Consider the following 19,476-nt stretch of genomic DNA (forward strand, 5'->3'; position numbering starts at 1 on the left):
CCACGTCCTTCTGTCGCCCTCGCGACGTCGGCCAGGCCACAGGGCATTCATATGCACGCTTACCAGCACAAACCCCGATGCCCCGGGCATGTTGCGCCGCCATAATTTGGCGCAGGCGTGGAGTGGATACTCCATTGCTCGCGCGGGGACACAACACCCCGGCAGCCAGCCCAAAAATCAACAGGAGACACCATGCAACTGACCAGACTCGTCGTCGGCCTGAGCCTCGCGCTCGGCTTTGTGGCCACCGCTGCCGCGCAAACCACCATGCGCATCAGCATTTCCACGGCCCAGAACTCCCACCAGGGCGTGGCCATCGACACGTTTGCCAAGGAAGTCGAAAAGCGCACGGGCGGCCGCTACAAGGTACAGACCTTCTACAACGGCGCCCTGGGCGGAGAGCGCGAGTCGATCGAAGCCGTGCAACTGGGCACGCAGGAGCTCGCGTTCAGCTCCACCGGCCCGGTGCCCAATTTCGTGCCCGAGACCAAGATCCTGGATGTGCCCTTCCTGTTCCGCGACAAGGCCCACGCCCGCGCCGTGCTCGACGGCCCCATCGGCCAGGAGATGCTGACCAAGTTCGACGCCAAGGGCTTCAAGGCCCTGGCCTGGGCGGAAAACGGTTTCCGCCACATGACCAACAGCAAGCGCGACGTGAAGGAGCCGGGCGACCTGAAGGGCCTGAAGATGCGCACGATGGAGAACCCCGTGCACATCGCCGCCTACAAGGGCTTTGGCATCATCACCACGCCCATGGCCTTCCCCGAAGTGTTCACAGCCCTGCAGCAAGGCACCGTGGACGGCCAGGAGAACCCCCTGCCGGTGATCATCTCGGCCAAGTTCGACCAGGTGCAAAAGCACCTGACGCTCACGGGCCATGTCTACTCGCCCTGCATCTTCGTGATGAACAAGGCCTCGTTCGACAAGCTGTCGGCCGCTGACAAGCAGGCCTTCCTCGACGCCGCCAAGGAAGGCACCAAGGCCAACCGCGCCCGCGTGGACGAAGACGATGCCAAGGGCGTGGCCGACCTGCGCGCCAAGGGCATGACGGTGATCGACAACGTGGACAAGGCCAAGTTCGTCGCCACCCTGGCGCCGGTGAATGCCGAGTTCGAAAAGCAGTTCGGCAAGGCCGCGCTCGACAAGATCCGCGACGTCAAGTAATCCGCCGCGCTTCCCCCCCGGAACCAAACGCCCGTAGCACTCCAGCTACCGGGCGTTTGGTTCTTGCCTTTTGTCTCCTTTCTCTTGCTTGCGTGGCCGGCCTTGCCCCATGAAAAATGCATTTTTGACCTTTGAGCGCTGGACGACCTCCATCGCCATGCTGGCCGCCTGCGCCATGCTGGCGCTGGCCTCCTCGCTCGGCATGTTCCAGATCGTGATGCGCTTCGTGCTGGAGCAGCCCGCCGAATGGACCGAGGTGCTGATCCGCTTCAGCCTGATCTGGATGGTGTTCCTGGCCATCCCCGCCGCCTTCCGCCAGGGCGCCATGGTGAGCGTGGACGTGCTCTACCGCTGGAGCCCGCCGAAGATGCGGCGCGTGCTCGACTGGGTGGTGTCGCTCGCCGCCCTGGCGCTGATCGGCGTGATCATCTGGTGGGGTTGGGACTATTCCGTGCGCGGTGGTGTGCAGAGCATGGCCGGCCTGGAGTCGGTCTCCATGTTCTGGGCCTACCTGGCCATGCCTGTGGGCGGCCTGTTCTGCGTGGTCGGCATCATCGGCAACCTGATCGATCCCCTGCGCATGGAACTGGAGACGGCCCAATGAGCCTGGTCATGATTTCAACGATGGTGCTGTGCTTTGCACTGACCATCTCGGTAGCGGTTTCCATCGGCCTGGCGTCCATCCTGGGCATCCAGGCCTCCAACGCCAACATGCTCATTTCCGTCAAGGAGATGTTCGCCTCGATCAACAAGTTTCCGCTGGCCGCCATTCCCTTCTTCATCCTGGCGGGCAACCTGATGGAGACCGGCGGCATCTCGCGCCGCCTGGTCGAGTTCGCCAAGAGCATCGTGGGCGGCGTGCAGGGCGGCCTGCCCATGACCTGCGTGCTCACCTGCATGATCTTCGCGGCGGTGTCTGGCTCTTCGGTGGCCACCACCTTCGCCATTGGCGCCATCCTGATCCCGGCCCTCATCAAGCACGGCTACCCCACGAGCTACGCCGCAGCGCTGCAGGCCACCAGTGCCGAACTGGGCGTGATCATTCCGCCGTCCATTCCCTTGATCCTCTATGGCGTGAGCGCCGAAGTGTCCATCGGCGAGCTGTTCATCGCCGGGTTTGGCCCCGGGCTGCTGATCAGCAGTGCGCTGATGCTCTTCGTCTGGGCGTACTGCAAGTGGAAAGGCTGGGGCAAGACCGATGGCGAAGGCCGCATGCCCTTCGGCAAGGCCACGCTGCAGGCCGGCTGGGCGCTGCTGATGCCGGTGATCATCCTGGGCGGCATCTATGGCGGCGTGTTCACCCCCACCGAGGCATCGGCCGTGGCCGTGTTCTACGCCCTCATCGTGGGTGTGGTGATCTACCGCGAGATCCGCATCAACGATCTGTTCGCCATCCTGCGCAAGTCGGCCATCTCCTCGGCGGTGATCATGTTCATCATCGCCAACGCCGGGCTGTTCGCCTTCCTGATCACCCGCGCGGGGGTGCCCGATGCGATCGGCCGCTGGCTGGAGTCGGTGCTGCAGTCCCCCACCCTGTTCCTGCTGGGCGTGAACGCGGCCCTGTTCGTGATCGGCATGTTCATCGAGACCAGTGCCGCCATCATCGTGCTGGCCCCCATCCTGGCGCCTGTGGCCATGCACTTCGGCGTGGACCCCGTGCACTTCGGGCTCATCATGGTGGTGAACCTGGCACTGGGCATGATCACCCCGCCCTTCGGCGTGAACCTGTTTGCGGCCTGCACGGTGGCGCGCATCTCGCTGGACCGGATCATCAAGCACCTGCTGCCCTTCGTCGGCGTGATCCTGGTGTGCCTGATGTTCATCACCTACATTCCGGGCCTTTCGCTTACCTTGCGCGATCTGGTGTATTCAAAGTAGGTAGAATCCGCCGGGTCAGGAGAGAGCCTTCCCCAGCAATGGCGAGGGGGCCGCCGAAGGCGCAGGGACATCCCGAACGCTCAGGCAAAAGGACTGGCAACCGCCTGCAGGGATGCAGGCGTTCCCTTGCTGGAGAGAGGTGGCCGCACGATGCAACGCAGCGCGCAGGCCACCCACCGAAGGAGCAAGCCGCAGCCGCCAGCCAGGGCGGTGCGGTGAATCTCTCAGGTAAAGCGGACAGCAGGGCAAATCCCGCGACCTCGTTGAAGGCCGCGGCCCCCATTTGCCCGGAGTCCGCCCCATGCCTGCCCCCGCTACCACCCCCCTGCTCACCACGCCCCTGAACGCCCTGCACCTGGAGCTGGGCGCCCGCATGGTGCCGTTCGCCGGCTACTCCATGCCCGTGCAGTACCCCGCAGGCCTGATGGCCGAGCACCTGCACACGCGCCAGGCCGCCGGCCTGTTCGACGTGTCGCACATGGGCCAGCTCCAACTCATCGGCCCGGATGCCGCCGCCGCCTTCGAAACCCTGGTGCCCGTGGACGTGATCGACCTGCCCGTGGGCAAGCAGCGCTACGGCCTGCTGCTGACCGACGAGGGCACCATCATCGACGACCTGATGTTCTTCAACCAGGGCAAGGACACGCTGTTCGTGATCGTCAACGGTGCCTGCAAGGTGCAGGACATCGCGCATATCCAGGCGCGCATCGGCCAGCGCTGCGAAGTTGCACCCATGCCCGAGCATGCCCTGCTGGCGCTGCAGGGCCCGCAGGCCGTGACCGCCCTGGCCCGCCTGGCCCCGGGCATCGAGAAGCTGGTCTTCATGACCGGTGGCAGCTACACCATTGCCGGCTGCGACTGTTTCGTGACACGCAGCGGCTACACAGGCGAGGACGGCTTCGAGATCTCGGTGCCCGCCGCCCAGGCCGACACCCTGGCGCGCGCGCTGCTGGCCCAGCCCGAGGTCAAGCCCATCGGCCTGGGCGCGCGCAACTCGCTGCGCCTGGAAGCCGGCCTGTGCCTGTACGGCAACGACATCGACACCACCACCACCCCGCCCGAGGCGGCGCTGAACTGGGCTATCCAGAAGGTGCGCCGCACCGGCGGTGCGCGCGCGGGTGGCTTTCCCGGTGCCGACAAGGTGCTGGCGCAGATCGACAACCCCGCCAGCCTGGCGCGCAAGCGCGTGGGCCTGGTGGCGCTGGAGCGCGTGCCCGTGCGCGAGCACACCGAACTGCAGAGCCCTGATGGCCAGAAGATCGGCGAAGTCACCAGCGGCCTGTTGGGCCCTACCGTCAACGAACCCGTGGCCATGGGCTATGTCACGCCTGCGTTTGCCGCCATCGGCACCCGCGTGAACGCCATCGTGCGCGGCAAGGCGGTGCCGATGGAAGTGCGTGCCATGCCTTTCGTCCCTGCCAACTATTTCCGGGGCTGAAGCCCGCCCTGGCACGGCCCCTGCGTGGGCCGATGCCGCTTACATTGCAGATTCCTTCATTTTTCAAGAGCCACAGGAGCTTTCCCCATGACCGTCAAATTCTCCAAAGACCACGAATGGATCAACGCCGCCGACACGGCTGCCGCTGTCGTGGGCATCACCGTGCATGCCCAGGACGCCCTGGGTGACGTGGTGTTCGTGGACCTCCCCGAAGTCGGCAAGACCTTTGCCCAGGGCGAAGTCGCCGGTGTGGTCGAGTCCGTGAAGGCCGCGGCCGATGTGTACATGCCCGTCTCGGGCGAGATCGTCGAGGTCAACGAAGCGCTGCGCGCCGACCCCTCGCTGGCCAACTCCGACCCCCTGAACGCAGGCTGGTTCTTCAAGGTCAAGCTCAGCGATGCCGGCCAGTTGGACGCGCTGCTGTCCGAGACCGACTACACCGAATTCGCCAAGAACTCCTAAGCCGACGCCCCCTGCCCCGAAGAAGCCTGAGACCTGCCCCATGTTGATGCCCTCCGCCCTGCCGCTCGGCGCGCTCGAAAACGCCACCGAATTCCTGCCCCGCCATATCGGCATCGATGCGGCCGACGAAGCACACATGCTGTCGGTGATCGGCGAGGCCTCGCGCCGCGCACTCATCGAAAGCATCGTGCCGCGCTCGATTGCGCGCAGCACGGCCATGGACCTGCCGCTGCCCGTGACGGAAGCGGCGGCCCTGGCAGAGCTCAGGGCCATGGCCAGCAAGAACCAGGTGCTCAGGAGCTTCATCGGCCAGGGCTACTACGGCACGCACACGCCGGGCGTGATCCTGCGCAACGTGCTCGAAAACCCGGCCTGGTACACGGCCTACACGCCCTACCAGGCCGAGATCTCGCAGGGGCGCATGGAGGCCCTGGTCAACTTCCAGACCATGGTCTGCGACCTGACCGGCATGCCGATTGCCAACGCCTCCATGCTCGACGAGGCCACGGCCGCAGCCGAGGCCATGACCTTGGCCAAGCGCTCGGTCAAGAGCAAGAGCAACCGCTTCATCGTCGCCGGTGACGCGCACCCCCAGACCATCGAAGTCATCCAGACCCGCGCCAAACCGCTCAACATCGAGGTGGTGCTGGCGAACTCCGCCCCCGAGTGGGACACCGCTTTGGAAGGCGAGTATTTCGCCGTGCTGGCCCAGTACCCCGCCACCAGCGGCCGCATCGACGACCTGCGTGCCGACGTGGAGAAAGCCCACGCCAAGCAGGCCGCCTTCATCGCCGCCGCCGATCTGCTGGCCCTGACCCTGATCACCCCGCCCGGTGAATGGGGCGCCGACATCGTGGTCGGCACCACCCAGCGCTTTGGCATGCCCATGGGTGCCGGTGGCCCGCACGCGGCCTACATGGCCTGCCGCGATGAGTTCAAGCGCTCCCTGCCCGGCCGCCTGGTCGGCGTGAGCGTGGACGTGCACGGCAAGCCCGCCTACCGCCTGGCGCTGCAGACGCGCGAGCAGCACATCCGCCGCGAGAAGGCCACCTCCAACATCTGCACCGCCCAGGTGCTGCCGGCCGTGGTGGCCAGCATGTACGCCGTGTACCACGGCCCCGAGGGCTTGAAGCGCATCGCCCAGCGCGTGGCCAGCTACACCGCCATCCTGGCCAAGGGGCTGGAACAGCTGGGTGCCCCCGTGCGCGAACAGGCCACGTTTGACACCCTCACGCTCAAGACCGATGGCGCTACCGCCGCCATCGCAGCGCGCGCGGTGAAGATGGGCGCCAACCTGCGTGTGTACTTCGAGAACTACCTGTGCATCTCGCTCGACGAGACCACCACGCGTGCCGACATCGCACTCTTGTGGCAGGTCTTCGCCAAGGACGGCCAGGCCCTGCCCACCTTCGACGCGTTCGAGAAGGGCGTGGAGCCGCTGATCCCGGCCGAGCTGCGCCGTACCAGCGCCTACCTCACGCACCCGGTGTTCAACACCCACCACAGCGAGACCGGCATGCTGCGCTACATCCGCCAGCTGTCCGACAAGGACCTGGCGCTGGACCGCAGCATGATCCCGCTGGGCAGCTGCACCATGAAGCTCAATGCCACGAGCGAGATGATTCCCATCACCTGGCCCGAGTTCGCCCAGGTGCACCCTTTTGCCCCGGCCGAGCAGCTCGAAGGCTACCGCGAGCTCGACGAGCAGCTGCGCGCCTGGCTGTGCCAGGCCACGGGCTATGCCGGCATCAGCCTGCAGCCCAATGCAGGCTCGCAGGGCGAGTACGCGGGCCTCTTGGCCATCAAGGCCTACCATGAAGCGCAGGGTGATGGCCACCGCAACATCTGCCTGATCCCCAGCAGCGCGCACGGCACCAACCCCGCCAGCGCGCAGATGGTGGGCATGCAGGTGGTGGTGACCGCCTGTGACGCCAACGGCAACGTGGACATGGCGGACCTGCAGGCCAAGTGCGAGCAGCACAGCGCCAACCTGGCTGCCGTGATGATCACCTACCCCAGCACGCACGGCGTGTTCGAGACCCAGGTCAAGGAGCTGTGCGCCCTGGTGCACCAGCACGGCGGCCGCGTCTATGTGGACGGCGCCAACATGAACGCCCTGGTGGGCGTGGCCGCGCCCGGCGAGTTCGGCGGCGACGTGAGCCACCTGAACCTGCACAAGACCTTCTGCATCCCCCACGGCGGTGGCGGCCCGGGCGTGGGCCCCGTGTGCGTGGTGGCCGACCTCGTGCCCTACCTGCCCGGCCATGCCACGGCCGGTGTGCCCGGCGGCGTGGGCGCCGTATCGGCAGCCCCCCTGGGCAATGCCGCCGTGCTGCCCATCAGCTGGATGTACTGCCGCATGATGGGCGCCGAAGGCCTGCAGGCCGCGACCGAAACCGCCATCCTCTCGGCCAACTACATCAGTGCGCGCCTCAAGGACCACTACCCCACGCTGTACGCGAGCGCCAACGGCCATGTGGCGCACGAGTGCATCCTGGACCTGCGCCAGTTGAAGGACACCAGCGGCGTGATGGCCGAAGACGTCGCCAAGCGCCTGATCGACTACGGGTTTCACGCGCCCACGCTGAGCTTCCCTGTGCCCAACACGCTGATGGTGGAGCCCACCGAAAGCGAGACGCTGTTCGAGATTGATCGCTTCATCGACGCGATGATCGCCATCCGCGAGGAGATCCGCCAGATCGAAGCCGGCGCCTGGCCGCAGGACAACAATCCCCTCAAGAACGCGCCGCACACGGCGGAGAGCCTGCTCACCGGCGAGTGGACACGTCCGTACTCGCGTGAGACGGCGGCCTATCCTGTGGCTGCTCTGCGCAGTGCCAAATACTGGTCGCCTGTGGGGCGGGTGGACAATGTGTGGGGGGATCGCAATCTGGCGTGCAGTTGCATTCCGGTCAGCGACTACGCTTGATCTTGCGCGGCAGGGGTCTTCAGTTGCCTCCTTGCCTGTGTCGAGGGCGGAGGCCGGGATGTGCGCCCGGCGGCGCAGTAACTTTCTCTTGAGTCGCCAAGAGAAAGTCACCAAAGAGAAGGCGACCCCGCTGCCCGTGTCCCCCTCGCCAGGGGGCGAGGGGGCAGCCTGCGATGCTCGGTCCTGGGGTGACGCCGAAGAACTCCCTGCGCTGCCTCTGCGAGGCAGCTCCGGTCAAACAGCTTCGGCGAGCCAGATGACGAGGCGCGTGTCCTTCGGCACGCGCTCACCCCAGGCCCTGCGCTTCTCGGCACGGTCAGAAGGGGGTGGGAGCGGGCTCCACTCGGGCCATTGCTTCGCTCGGCCTGGGCGGGGCGATCGCGCTCAGCGCGTCGGCAGCGCGCACCGCGCGCGTCCCCGACCCCAGGCGCAGCTGCGAAGGCAGCAGCCGTGCGGTACCCGCCCCCACCCCTGCTGGCTGCGCCGAGAAGCGCAGGGGCTGGGGTGGGTGCGTGTGCCGAAGGACACACGCACTTCGTGCTCTAGCTTGCCGATGCTGTCTGAGCGGAGTTCGAAGAACGCAGCGAGTTCATCGGCACCACCCCAGTTCCGAGCATCGCAGGTTGCCCGTAGCGAAGCGCAGGGACGCAGACTGGGGGCCGCCTTCTCTTTGGTGACTTTCTCTTGGCGGCCAAGAGAAAGTTACTGCGCCGCCGGGCGCACATCCCGGCTCCCGCACCATGCAAAAGCACGGAGCAACCATGACAACAATACCGAACGAACACCCACAAGAACACGACTAAGATCGCGCCTGTCCAAAATATTCCATCCTCACAAGGAGAACCCTTTGCGCAATACCCTGTGCCTGCTGCTCGCCAGCCTCGTGATCGCCCCCGCCGCCATGGCACAACAGGCCAAGCCCGTCACCACGTCCAGCGGCCTGGTCTACGAATCGCTCAAGGACGGCACGGGCGAATCGCCCAAGGCCACGGACACCGTCAAGGTGCACTACAAGGGCATGTTCCTCGATGGCAAGGAGTTCGACAGCTCCTACAAGCGCGGCGAGCCTACGTCGTTCCCGCTCAACCGCGTGATCCCCTGCTGGACCGAAGGCGTGCAGCGCATGAAGCCCGGCGGCAAGGCCAAGCTGACCTGCCCGCCCGCCATCGCCTACGGCGCCAACGGTGCCGGCGGGGTGATTCCGCCCAACGCCACGCTGAACTTCGAGATCGAACTGATTTCCGTCGGCAAGTAAGAAGCGACCGGCGCGCGGGCCACTCATCCATTCCTTGCCCATGCTGCTGAAAGTCGGTGAACTGGCCCGGCGCACCGGCCTCACGGTGCGCACGCTGCACCACTACGACGAGATCGGGCTGCTCGCGCCCTCGGGCCGCTCCGAGGCCGGCTACCGCCTGTACAGCCAGGCCGACGTGCAGCGGCTGCATGGCATACAGACCATGCGCCAGATGGGGCTGGCGCTCAGCGACATCGGCGAGCTGCTGGCCGGCGAAGGCATGGCGCCCGAGCGCATCATTGGCCAGCAGATCCGCGCGCTGGACCAGCAGATCAGCCAGGCGACCGAGCTGCGCGCGCGCCTGGCCATGCTGCGCGATGGCCTGATGGCGGGCGCCGAGCCCGACATGGGCAACTGGCTCGAAGCGCTGGCGCTGATGACCACCTACGGCAAGTACTTCAGCTCGGCCGAGCTCAAGCAGATCTTCACCAGTTGGAGCCTGATCGAGGCCGACTGGCTGGTGGTCAAGGACCTGGTGCGCAGCGCCATGGACCGCCAGCTGCCGCCCGACAGCCCCGAAGTCCAGGCCCTGGCCTACCGCTGGATGGCGCTCATGCTGCACTGGATGGGGGGCGACATCGACCTGCTGGACCGCTGGGGCCACATGTTCCGCACCGAGCCCAGCACCCAGGGGCGCAACCATGCGCCACCGGGCGACATGATCGAATTCGTCGAGACGGCGATCAAGCTGCGCATGGCCCTGCTCGAAAAGTACGTGACCCGCGACGACCTGCGCGGCCTGGGCCACGTGCCCCATGCGCAGTGGGCCGAACTGGAGGTACAGGTGCAGCGACTGCTGGCCCAGGGCCTGCCCACGCACCACCCGGATGCCATCGCCGCCGCCCGGCGCTGGGACCGGCTGTTCGGCCAGTTGACGGGCGGCAACCCCGCGCTGCGCGAGAAACTGATCGCAGCGTCCGAGCAGGAGCCCCTGCTGCAGGCGGGCTCACCCCTGAGTGCGCCTGTGTGCGCTTACCTGAAGGCGGCGCTGCTGCTCCCTGCCGCGGCCGCACCCTTTGTCACGCAGGCTGCGGAAAAATCGCCGAAAAAAGTGCCCCAAAAGGCTTGACCCTCACGCAACGTGAGGCCCCACAGTCGGACCCGACACGCTGCCAACTGCAGCCAACGGACCGACACCATGAGCCCCCTGCCACCCCCATCGACCCCCACACCCGCTCGCTGGCGGGCACTGCTTCTTCACCCGGCAAGCCAGTGGCCGCTGTATGCGCTGGCGGGCACGGCCTGCCTGCTGGTGGCCTGCGTCCTGGCCGAAGCACTCACGCACCCTGAAGCGCTGGCGCTCGCCATTTTCCTGTTCACCGGCGTGGTGGCCGACGCCTTGCTGGCCCCCGGGGGCCCAGGCCGCTGGCTGCCCACAGCCCTGGCGCTCGCTGGGCACGCGGCGGCGCTGCTGTGGAGCCTGGCGCTCGCCAGCAGCCTGCTGCGGCTGTTGGCACCCCGGCATGCAGCACGGCAGGCGCAGCCGCTGCGACGCCAGGCACCGCCAGCGCGCTCGGCCTGACCGGGCAACCCACCCATCTCATCCCATCCACGCACGGAGCGGGTGCGGCCAGCGCCTGCCTGCGACCGATTCCAACCCATCCCATTGTTTCTCGAAGGAAGACCATGCCATCCATCCACGACAACCCGGCCCCGCCGAGGGCCGACCCGCGCACGGCGTTGTTGCGCGACCCCAACTTCCGCTGGCTGACCGCCGGCTCCGCGCTGACCATGCTGGGCGACCAGTTCACCCTGATCGCCCTGCCCTGGCTGGTGCTGCAGATGACCGGCGACACGCTGGTGCTGGGCACCGTGCTGGCCCTGATGAGCGTGCCGCGCGCACTCTTCATCCTGATCGGCGGCGCCCTGGTGGACCGCCACTCCCCCAAACAGGTGCTGATGCTCACCAAGTTCATCAACCTGGTGCTGCTGGCGCTGCTCAGCGGCCTGGTGCTCACCGGCACGCTCACGCTGTGGATGGTGTATGGGCTGTCGCTGGCGATCGGCCTGTCCACGGCCTTCAGCATCCCGGCGGGCACGTCACTGATGCCGCACGTGGTGGCGCGCGCACAGCTGCAGGCGGCCAATGGCATCAGCCTGGGCCTGCGCCAGCTCACCATGTTCCTCGGCCCGCTGCTCGCGGGCCTGCTGATCGCGCTGTTCGGTGACGGCGGCAGCAGCACGGCCGAGGCCCGGGCCAACGCCACGGGCATCGGCATCGCCTTCGCGCTCGACGCGCTGAGCTTCGGCATTTCGGCCTGGACGCTGGCCCAGGTGCGCACCCTGGCCGCAGCCACGCCGGCGGCCAGCCCCGCAGCCCCGCAGGCCGTGCTGGCCTCGGTGGCACAGGGCCTCGTGCACTTCTGGCGCGATGCCGAGCTGCGCACCTGCTTTCTCTACTGGAGTGCCATTGCGCTGTTCATCATGGGGCCCATCCACATCGCCGTGCCGGTGCTGGCCAGCAGCACGCCCGCGCTGGGTGCCGCCGCCTTCGGCACCATGCTGGGTGCCCACGGCGCGGGCACGCTGGCGGGCATGGTGGCCTCGGGCATGTTCCCCCGCCTGCGGGTGGGCAGCCTGGGGCTGACCATCCTGGTCTTCGACGCCATCATCGGCCTCCTGTTCATCCCCATGGGCATGGTCAGCGCCGTCTGGCAGGGGGCGGGGCTGATGCTGGCCATCGGCCTCCTGGGCGGCTTCATGCAGGTGCGCGTGTTCACCTGGATCCAGCAGCGCGTGCCGCCGGCGCTGATCGGGCGGGCGATGGGCCTGTTCATGTTCATCTTCATGGGCCTGGCACCCATCTCGGCAGCGGTGACGGGCTGGCTCATGAAGAGCATCACCCTGCCCCAGCTGTTTGCGGCCAGCGGCGGAGCGCTGGTGGTGCTGGTCGCCCTGGCCTTCGTGCTCACGCCGCTGCGCCGGGTCAGCGATGCACCGAGCACAGCGCGCTGAACCTGCGCCGCAACGAAAAAAACCGCCCGGCACCTGGGTGGCGGGCGGAACGTCTTGCAGACGGCGGAGGAGAGAGAGTCAGGCAACCGGGTCCGGCCTGCCCTTGCGGGCCGGCCGGACCTTTCCATCACACTTCGGTGACGAACTGTTCGCGCGGGCGGCGCACCTTCTTGAGGTTCACCAGCCAGTCGCCTTCGCTGGCGCGGTAGCCCAGCGGCAGGATGGCAACGCTGCGCAGGCCGCGGGCATTGAGGTCCAGGATCTCGTCCAGGGCCTTGGGGTCGAAGCCTTCCATGGGTGTGGAGTCCACGCCCTCGAACGCGGCGGCCATCAGCGCGGCGCTCAGGCCGATGTAGGCCTGGCGGGCGGCGTGCTGGAAGTTCACTTCGGCATCGCGCTGGGGGTACATGCCCAGCAGCATCTGGCGGTAGTTTTCCCAGCCTTCGTTCTTGAAGCCGCGCTGTTCGTTGGTCAGGTCGAACATCATGTTGATGCGCTCGGCCGTGTAGTTGTCCCAGGCGGCGAAGACCAGCAGGTGCGAGCCCTCGGTGATCTGTGCCTGGTTCCAGGCGATCGGCTGGATGCGGGCACGCACTGCGGGGTCGGTCACGACGATGATCTCGAACGGCTGCAGGCCGCTGGAGGTGGGCGCCAGGCGCGCGGCCTCCAGGATGCGTTCGACCTTGTCGGCCGGCACGCGCTTGGTGGCATCCATCTTCTTGGCGGCATAGCGCCACTGCAGCTTGTCGAGCAGCGGGTTGGCGACGGTGGTGTGTTCGGCGGTGGTCATGGCCAGTGTTCCTGAAATTTCTTGGTTGAATGGACGGCATCGCAATGCCGATGGGTGAACTGTAGGGAACGCGCAAGCGTTCGGTAAGGTCCTGCGGGGAAAAGGATTGTTCGGATTCGGTCAACAATCGCCCCATCCATGCGCGGTCTGGGGACTCCGGGGAGGCTTACACTAGTTTTCCTCCTCCATTGCGCGGTTCTGCCTTGTTGATCGCCCCTAGTCCATGAGTGAACCGGACCTGTCTTTCCTGGACCCGTCCCGGCGTTCGCCCGCGCTTGGTGCACCGGCAGACGCTGCGGCCGCTGCCACCGAAAGCACGGCAGGTGCTGCGGGCAGCCCCGCCGAGAGCCTGGTGGCCGAGCTGCGCGCCTACCAGGCCGAGCTGGAGAGCCAGAACAAGGTGCTGCGCTACAGCCAGGCGGTGGCCGAAAGTGCCTCGGAGCGTTTCGAGACCCTGTTCGCCAGCATGCCGTTGGCGCTGATGGTGATCGACGAGCACGACATGGTGGTGCAGGCCAACTCCATGGCGCACCGCTCGTTCCAGCCCACCGAACGCGACCGCCCGCTCAGCGCCCTGATGCCCTTCGTCAGCGCGGCCGACGTGGACCGCGTGCACAACGCCTTCGCGCAGGCCGAGAACCTGGGGCGCAGCGAGGTGAACGAGGTGGTCTTCGACATCGGCGAGGAACTGCGCATCAAGGGCGACCTGCACATCGCCCACATCGAGGCACCGCAGGCCGGCGGCGGCCCGCCGGTGTCGCAGTACCTGTGCGCGGTGATCGACCAGGGCCCGCTGCTCACCGAGCGCCGCGCGCTGCAGCACAGCGCCCAGGCCCTGCAGCAGCGCAACCAGCAGCTGTATGCCAGCGAGAAGCGGCTGGAGGCGGTGATCAACTCCGCGCTCGACGCCATCATCTGCGTGGACCAGCACCAGCGCATCACCGTGTTCAACCCCACGGCGGCGGCATTGTTCCAGTGCAGCGCCAGCGATGCGCTGGGCAGCCCGCTCGAGCGCTTCCTGCCCGGTGCGGCCCAGGGCCTGTCGTTCGCGCAGCTGACCACGCAGGCCATGCTGGGCGAGATGACGGCGCTCACGGCCAGCGGCAAGGAACTTGCGGTGGAGGTCAGCGTCTCGTTCGAGCGCCATGCCGAGGGCGAGACCACCACCGTGTTCGCGCGCGACCTCACCGGCCGCAAGAAGGCCGAGGCGCACCGCAGCGAGCTGGAGGCGCAGCTGCGCGAATCGCACAAGATGCAGGCCGTGGGCACCATGGCCGGCGGCATTGCGCACGACTTCAACAACATCCTCAGCGCCATCCTGGGTAACGTGGAGCTGGCCAAGGCCGACAGCGCGCCCGGATCGCCCGCCCTGGAGAGCCTGTGCGAGATCGACAAGGCCGGGCGCCGCGCGCGCGACCTGGTGCGCCAGATCCTGACCTTCAGCCGCAACGAGCCGCCGCAGCGCACGGCCGTGCCGCTGGTGGAGGTGGTGCACGATACCGAGCGCCTGCTGCGCGTGACCCTGCCCCCGGCCATCGAGCTGCACATGCAGCTGCAGCTGGACCTGCCCCCGGTGCTGGCCGACGCCACCCAGGTCGAGCAGGCCCTGCTCAATCTGTGCACCAATGCCATCCATGCCATCGGCAGCGCGCGCGGCAGCATCCATGTGGAGGCTGCCACCGTGCAGCCCGACCAGCGCCTGAGTGAGCGCCTGGGCCTGGCGGAAGGCCACTACGTGGCCCTCGCGGTGCGCGACAGCGGGCCCGGCATCGAGGCGGCCACGCTGCAGCGCATCTTCGAGCCCTTCTTCACCACCAAGCCGGTGGGCCAGGGCACGGGCCTGGGCCTGGCCGTGGTGCATGGCGTGATGCGCACGCACGAAGGCGCGGTGGACGTGAGCAGCATCCCGGGCCACGGCAGCCGCTTCACGCTGTACTTCCCGGTCGCGCCCGACAGCGCCGAGCCGGCACCAGCGCTGGTCCCGCCCCCAGCGCCCGCACCGCAGGCCACGGCACCGATCGACCAGCGCAAGCCCCACGTGATGTATGTGGACGACGACCAGGCCCTGGTCTTCCTGGTGCAGCGCCTGCTGCGTCGCCGCGGCTACGAGGTGAGCGGCTACACCGACCCGCACGAGGCTAGTGCCGCGCTGCGCGCCGACCCCCAGCGCTACGACCTGCTGGTGACCGACTACAACATGCCCGGCTTCGTCGGCACGGACCTGGTGCGCGAGGCGCGCCAGATACGCCCCGACCTGCCGGTGGCCCTGGCGTCGGGCTACGTGACCACCGAGATCGAGCAGGCCGCCATGGCCGAGGGCGCCAGCGCGCTGATCCACAAACCCAACGATGTGGAAGAACTCGTGGCCACCGTGCACCGGCTCATCCATGGCCATGGCGCCAGTTGACGGCGCACTGCCCGTGCAGGCAGTGCATGAAGACGCGGACATCCTGGTGCTGCACAAGCCCGCAGGCCTGCTGTGCGTGCCCGGCCGCGGCCCCGACAAGCAGGACTGCCTGAGCGCCCGTGCGCAGCAGCGCTGGCCCGGCGCGCTCATCGTGCACCGGCTGGACCAGGCCACCTCGGGCCTGGTGCTCATGGCGCGGCACCTCGATGCCCAGCGCCGGCTGGGCCTGGCGTTCGAGCAGCGCCAGGTGCACAAGCGCTACGTGGCGGTGGTACAAGGGCACATGGGCCCACCCGATGACCATGCCTGGCGCGAGATCGATCTGCCGATTGCCGCCGACTGGGAACGCCGCCCCCTGCGCGTGATCGATGCCGCTCTGGGCAAGCCCAGCCTCACCCGCTGGCGTGCCGAGTCGCATGATGAGTCGGCCAGCACCACGCGCGTACTGCTCGAGCCCGTGACCGGCCGCACGCACCAGTTGCGCGTGCACCTGGCCGCCGTGGGCCATGCCATCCTGGGCGATGCCCTGTACGCCGATGCCGCCACGCAGGCACGCGCCCCGCGCCTGCTGCTGCATGCGAGCGCGCTGGCACTGGCGCACCCGGCCACTGGCGAAGCGCTGAACTTCCATCGGGCGCCGGACTTCTAGCCTGCCCCAGCGGCAGTTGCCTGGCGCGCCATGGCCCACTGCACGGCCAGGATGCTGGCCAGCACCACCACCACGCCCACCAGCGAGGTGCCGCGCAGGGCCTGCCCGAGCAGCGCCCAACCCAGCAGCACGGCCGCCACAGGGCTGAGCAGGCCCAGCGACGACACCGCCACCGAGGGCAGGCGCGCCACGCCACGGAACCACAGCGCATAGGCCAGCAGCGCGCCCGCAATGCTCAGGTAGGCATAGCCGCCCACCTGCACGGCGGTGAGGGCAGGCAGCGGCGGGTCCACCGCCCAGGCCACGGGCAACAGCATGGCGCCACCTGCCAGCAACTGCCAGCCCGTGAAGGCCAGCACCGGCAAGCCACCCGACTGCCAGCGCCGCGCGAGAAAGGTGCCAAAGGCCATGCACACCGTGCCCGCCAGCGCAGCCGCCACGCCCACCATGTCCCAGGCGGCGCCGGGCGACAGCAGCAGCGCCGCCATGCCCGCCACGCCGAGCGCTCCGGCCCCCATGGCCAGCGCAGGCGGGCGCCGGTGGTCCACCGCCCAGGTCAGGCCCATCATGAGCAACGGCCCGATGGCCCCCACCACGGCCGCCACGCCACCGGGCAGCCGGTAGGCCGCCACGAACAGCAGCGCCTGGAAGACGCCGATGTTGAGCGCCGCCAGCAGCAGCAGGCGCGCCCATCCGCGCCCATCGCCCCAGGCCGGCGCCTGGCGGCACCACAGCACCAGCAGCAGGCCAGCGGGCAAGGTGCGCAGCAGCGCGGCCGTGAAGGGCCGGTCCGGCGGCAGCAGCTCGGTGGTGACGATGTAGGTGGAGCCCCAGATGGCGGGCGCCAGTGCAGTCAGGAGCACGTCGCCCCAGGCGACGCGAGGGTTGGCTTCGGTCATGGCATTTATCTTCAATTCAAGATAAATAACTCTATCATAAAATCTTGAAATCAAGACAACTGATGCAGCCATGCCCCCACCCCAACGCCCACCCGACGCCGTGGATGCCATCCTCGCCCAATGGCACCGCGAGCGCCCCGACCTGGACGTCAGCCCCATGGGCCCCATCGGCCGCATCAAGCGCTGCGCGGCGCTGCTGCAACGCCGGCTCGACGAGACCTTTGCCGAATTCGGGCTGAGCTTCTGGGAGTTCGACATGCTGGCCACGCTGCGGCGCTCGGGCGCGCCCTATTGCCTGGCACCGACCACGCTGTTCTCCACGCTGATGGTCACCTCGGGCACCATGACGCACCGCATGCAGAAACTGGAGGCCAGCGGCTTCGTGGCGCGCCTGCCCAACCCTGCGGATGCGCGCAGCATGCTGGTGCAGCTCACCCCCGCAGGGCTGGCCCTGGTCGACCGCGCGGTGGAGGCCCATGTGGCCAATGAGCACCGCATCCTGGCACCCCTCAAGGCGGCTGACCTGGCGGCGCTCGATGCCAAACTGGCCGTGCTGCTCGCAGCCCTGGAATCCCCGGGTGACAGCTGATGGCGCACAGGCGCAGTACGATGGCGGGATGTCCCAACCCCAACACCTCTTCATCCTCACTGGCGCCTCGCGCGGCATGGGCCTGGCCATGGCCGAGCAACTGCTGCAAAGCCCGGCCAACACCCTCGTCTGCCTGGCCCGCAACACCCAGGAGGCGCTGACTGCCGCCGCCAAGGCATCGGGCGCCACGCTCGAGCAGTGGCAGCAGGACCTCTCGCTGGGCGAGCAGGCCGCAGCACGCCTCAAGGTCTGGCTGGCCGCGCAGGCCCCGGGCCGCTTTGCCAGTGCCACGCTGATCAACAACGCCGGCACCATCCCGCGCATCGCCCCGCTGTCGGACAGCGATCCGGCCGATCTGGCCAACGCCCTGCGCGTGGGCCTGGAGTCGCCCATGCAGCTCACGGCCGCCTTCCTGCACGCCACCGAGGGCTGGACCGCCACGGCACGCAAGGTGCTCAACATCTCCTCGGGCCTGGGCCGCAAGGCCATGGCCTCGCAGGCCGCCTACTGCGCGGCCAAGGCCGGCATGGACCACTTCACGCGCTGCGTGGCGCTGGACGAAGCCCACAAGCCCCATGGCGCCAAGGTCTGCTCGCTGGCACCCGGCGTGATCGACACCGACATGCAGGTGCAATTGCGCGGCGCCGCCCCCGAGGCGTTCCCGGACCGCCAGAATTTCACCAACCTCAAGACCGGTGGCCAGCTCACATCGCCTGCCGACGCCGCTACCCGCGTGCTCGCCTGGCTGGACCGCGCAGACTTCGGCACCCACCCGGTCGCCGATGTAAGAGACGCTCCATAGAACCAACAGACCTCCCTCCAGAAAGGACATTCCCATGACCCGTGAAGTCGTCGTCGTCAGCGCCGTGCGCACCGCCATTGGCACCTTTGGCGGCAGCCTCAAGGACATTCCGCCCACCGAACTGGGCGCCCTCGTGGTGCGCGAATCGCTCGCGCGCGCCAACGTGGAAGGCAAGGACGTGGGCCACGTGGTGTTCGGCCATGTGGTGAACACCGAGCCCAAGGACATGTACCTCTCGCGCGTGGCCGCCATCAACGGCGGTTGCAGCGAGAACACGCCTGCCTACAACGTGAACCGCCTGTGCGGCTCGGGCCTGCAGGCCATCGTGAACGCCAGCCAGTCCATCCTCCTGGGCGACACCGACGTGGCCATCGGCGCCGGCGCCGAGAACATGAGCCGTGCCCCGTTCGCCAGCCTGAACATGCGCTGGGGCGCCCGCATGGGCGACACCAAGATGGTGGACATGATGATCGGCGCGCTGCACGACCCCTTCCACAACATCCACATGGGTGTGACGGCCGAGAACATCGCCGCCAAGTGGGGCATCAGCCGCGAAGACCAGGATCAACTGGCCGTGGAAAGCCACAACCGCGCCGAGCGCGCGACCGAGGCCGGCCTGTTCAAGGACCAGATCGTGCCCGTCACCTTGAAGAGCAAGAAGGGCGACGTGCAGTACGCCACCGACGAACACTTTCGCCCCGGCGCCACCCTGGCCGACATGGCCAAGCTCAAGCCCGTGTTCATCAAGGAAAACGGAACGGTGACGGCCGGCAATGCCTCGGGCATCAACGACGCCGCGGCCGCCCTGGTGCTGATGGAAGCCGGTGCCGCCAAGGCGCGCGGCGCCAAGCCCCTGGCGCGCCTGGTGGCCTACGCCCATGCCGGCGTGGACCCCAAGTACATGGGCATCGGCCCGGTGCCGGCCACGCAACTGGCGCTGAAAAAAGCCGGCCTCACGGTGAACGACCTGGACGTGATCGAGGCCAACGAGGCCTTTGCCGCCCAGGCCTGCGCCGTGACCAAGGAACTGGGCCTGGACCCGGCCAAGGTCAACCCCAATGGCTCGGGCATCTCGCTGGGCCACCCGATCGGCGCCACGGGCGCGCTGATCACCGTGAAGGCGCTGCACGAACTGCAGCGCGTGCAGGGCCGCTATGCGCTGGTGACCATGTGCATCGGCGGTGGCCAGGGCATTGCCGCCATTTTCGAGCGCATCTGAG

17 protein-coding genes and 2 riboswitches are annotated in these 19,476 nt (G+C 67.9%); of the genes, 15 read left to right on the top strand and 2 right to left on the bottom strand.

What is annotated here, in order from left to right; genetic code table 11:
- Positions 1-192 precede the first annotated feature (192 nt).
- From U5N23_RS04235 to U5N23_RS04280, 10 genes are all read left to right on the top strand, one after another.
- Positions 193-1,164 carry a TRAP transporter substrate-binding protein gene (locus U5N23_RS04235; RefSeq protein ID WP_322591590.1) on the top strand — a complete coding sequence of 324 codons (972 nt, stop codon included), beginning with the start codon at positions 193-195 and terminating at the stop codon, positions 1,162-1,164.
- 109 nt (positions 1,165-1,273) lie between these two features.
- Positions 1,274-1,768: a TRAP transporter small permease gene (locus U5N23_RS04240; RefSeq protein WP_322591591.1), complete on the top strand. Its 495-nt coding sequence runs from the start codon at positions 1,274-1,276 to the stop codon at positions 1,766-1,768.
- Complete coding sequence (locus U5N23_RS04245) at positions 1,765-3,042, top strand: TRAP transporter large permease (RefSeq protein WP_322591592.1); 1,278 nt, start codon at positions 1,765-1,767, stop codon at positions 3,040-3,042. The genes U5N23_RS04240 and U5N23_RS04245 overlap by 4 nt, the downstream gene beginning before the upstream one ends.
- A 14-nt stretch (positions 3,043-3,056) precedes the next feature.
- A riboswitch (glycine riboswitch) is annotated at positions 3,057-3,140 on the top strand.
- 21 nt (positions 3,141-3,161) lie between these two features.
- Positions 3,162-3,293: riboswitch (glycine riboswitch) on the top strand.
- A 50-nt stretch (positions 3,294-3,343) separates the two neighbouring features.
- Positions 3,344-4,480, top strand: coding sequence for a glycine cleavage system aminomethyltransferase GcvT (gcvT, locus tag U5N23_RS04250; RefSeq protein WP_322591593.1), 1,137 nt, complete (start codon positions 3,344-3,346; stop codon positions 4,478-4,480).
- A gap of 87 nt (positions 4,481-4,567) precedes the next feature.
- Entirely contained in the window at positions 4,568-4,942 is a 375-nt protein-coding gene (gene gcvH, locus U5N23_RS04255) for a glycine cleavage system protein GcvH (RefSeq protein WP_322591594.1), read from the top strand.
- 40 nt (positions 4,943-4,982) lie between these two features.
- Entirely contained in the window at positions 4,983-7,871 is a 2,889-nt protein-coding gene (gene gcvP, locus U5N23_RS04260) for an aminomethyl-transferring glycine dehydrogenase (RefSeq protein ID WP_322591595.1), read from the top strand.
- Positions 7,872-8,772: 901 nt separating this feature from the next.
- Positions 8,773-9,126 carry an FKBP-type peptidyl-prolyl cis-trans isomerase gene (locus tag U5N23_RS04265; protein ID WP_416208573.1) on the top strand — a complete coding sequence of 118 codons (354 nt, stop codon included), beginning with the start codon at positions 8,773-8,775 and terminating at the stop codon, positions 9,124-9,126.
- Between the two features lie 40 nt (positions 9,127-9,166).
- Entirely contained in the window at positions 9,167-10,234 is a 1,068-nt protein-coding gene (locus U5N23_RS04270; RefSeq protein WP_322591597.1) for a MerR family transcriptional regulator, read from the top strand.
- Between the two features lie 69 nt (positions 10,235-10,303).
- On the top strand, positions 10,304-10,687 hold the full coding sequence (locus U5N23_RS04275) for a hypothetical protein (protein ID WP_322591598.1): 384 nt from the start codon (positions 10,304-10,306) through the stop codon (positions 10,685-10,687).
- A 104-nt stretch (positions 10,688-10,791) separates the two neighbouring features.
- Entirely contained in the window at positions 10,792-12,120 is a 1,329-nt protein-coding gene (locus U5N23_RS04280; RefSeq protein ID WP_322591599.1) for an MFS transporter, read from the top strand.
- A 127-nt stretch (positions 12,121-12,247) separates the two neighbouring features.
- On the opposite strand, the gene U5N23_RS04285 is transcribed toward U5N23_RS04280, so the two are convergent.
- Positions 12,248-12,910: an NAD(P)H-dependent oxidoreductase gene (locus U5N23_RS04285; RefSeq protein WP_322591600.1), complete on the bottom strand. Its 663-nt coding sequence runs from the start codon at positions 12,908-12,910 to the stop codon at positions 12,248-12,250.
- A gap of 223 nt (positions 12,911-13,133) precedes the next feature.
- Between U5N23_RS04285 and U5N23_RS04290 the strand changes: the two genes are divergently transcribed.
- Together U5N23_RS04290 and U5N23_RS04295 are read left to right on the top strand one after the other, a co-directional pair.
- A complete protein-coding gene (locus U5N23_RS04290) occupies positions 13,134-15,317 on the top strand; it encodes an ATP-binding protein (protein WP_322591601.1) in 2,184 nt (727 codons plus the stop codon).
- Entirely contained in the window at positions 15,298-15,966 is a 669-nt protein-coding gene (locus tag U5N23_RS04295) for an RluA family pseudouridine synthase (protein ID WP_322591602.1), read from the top strand. The genes U5N23_RS04290 and U5N23_RS04295 overlap by 20 nt, the downstream gene beginning before the upstream one ends.
- On the opposite strand, the gene U5N23_RS04300 is transcribed toward U5N23_RS04295, so the two are convergent.
- Complete coding sequence (locus U5N23_RS04300) at positions 15,963-16,865, bottom strand: EamA family transporter (RefSeq protein ID WP_322591603.1); 903 nt, start codon at positions 16,863-16,865, stop codon at positions 15,963-15,965. The genes U5N23_RS04295 and U5N23_RS04300 overlap by 4 nt on opposite strands.
- Positions 16,866-16,935: 70 nt before the next feature.
- Between U5N23_RS04300 and U5N23_RS04305 the strand changes: the two genes are divergently transcribed.
- From U5N23_RS04305 to bktB, 3 genes are read left to right on the top strand one after another with little or no spacing between them, the layout of a single operon-like run.
- Positions 16,936-17,454: a MarR family winged helix-turn-helix transcriptional regulator gene (locus tag U5N23_RS04305; RefSeq protein ID WP_322591604.1), complete on the top strand. Its 519-nt coding sequence runs from the start codon at positions 16,936-16,938 to the stop codon at positions 17,452-17,454.
- Between the two features lie 28 nt (positions 17,455-17,482).
- Complete coding sequence (locus U5N23_RS04310; RefSeq protein WP_322591605.1) at positions 17,483-18,256, top strand: SDR family NAD(P)-dependent oxidoreductase; 774 nt, start codon at positions 17,483-17,485, stop codon at positions 18,254-18,256.
- Positions 18,257-18,290: 34 nt separating this feature from the next.
- Positions 18,291-19,475, top strand: a complete 1,185-nt coding sequence (gene bktB / locus U5N23_RS04315) for a beta-ketothiolase BktB (RefSeq protein WP_322591606.1) — start codon at positions 18,291-18,293, stop codon at positions 19,473-19,475.
- Position 19,476 lies beyond the last annotated feature (1 nt).

Origin of the sequence: Acidovorax sp. (assembly GCF_034519795.1) — a bacterium.
Lineage (GTDB): Bacteria > Pseudomonadota > Gammaproteobacteria > Burkholderiales > Burkholderiaceae_C > Acidovorax.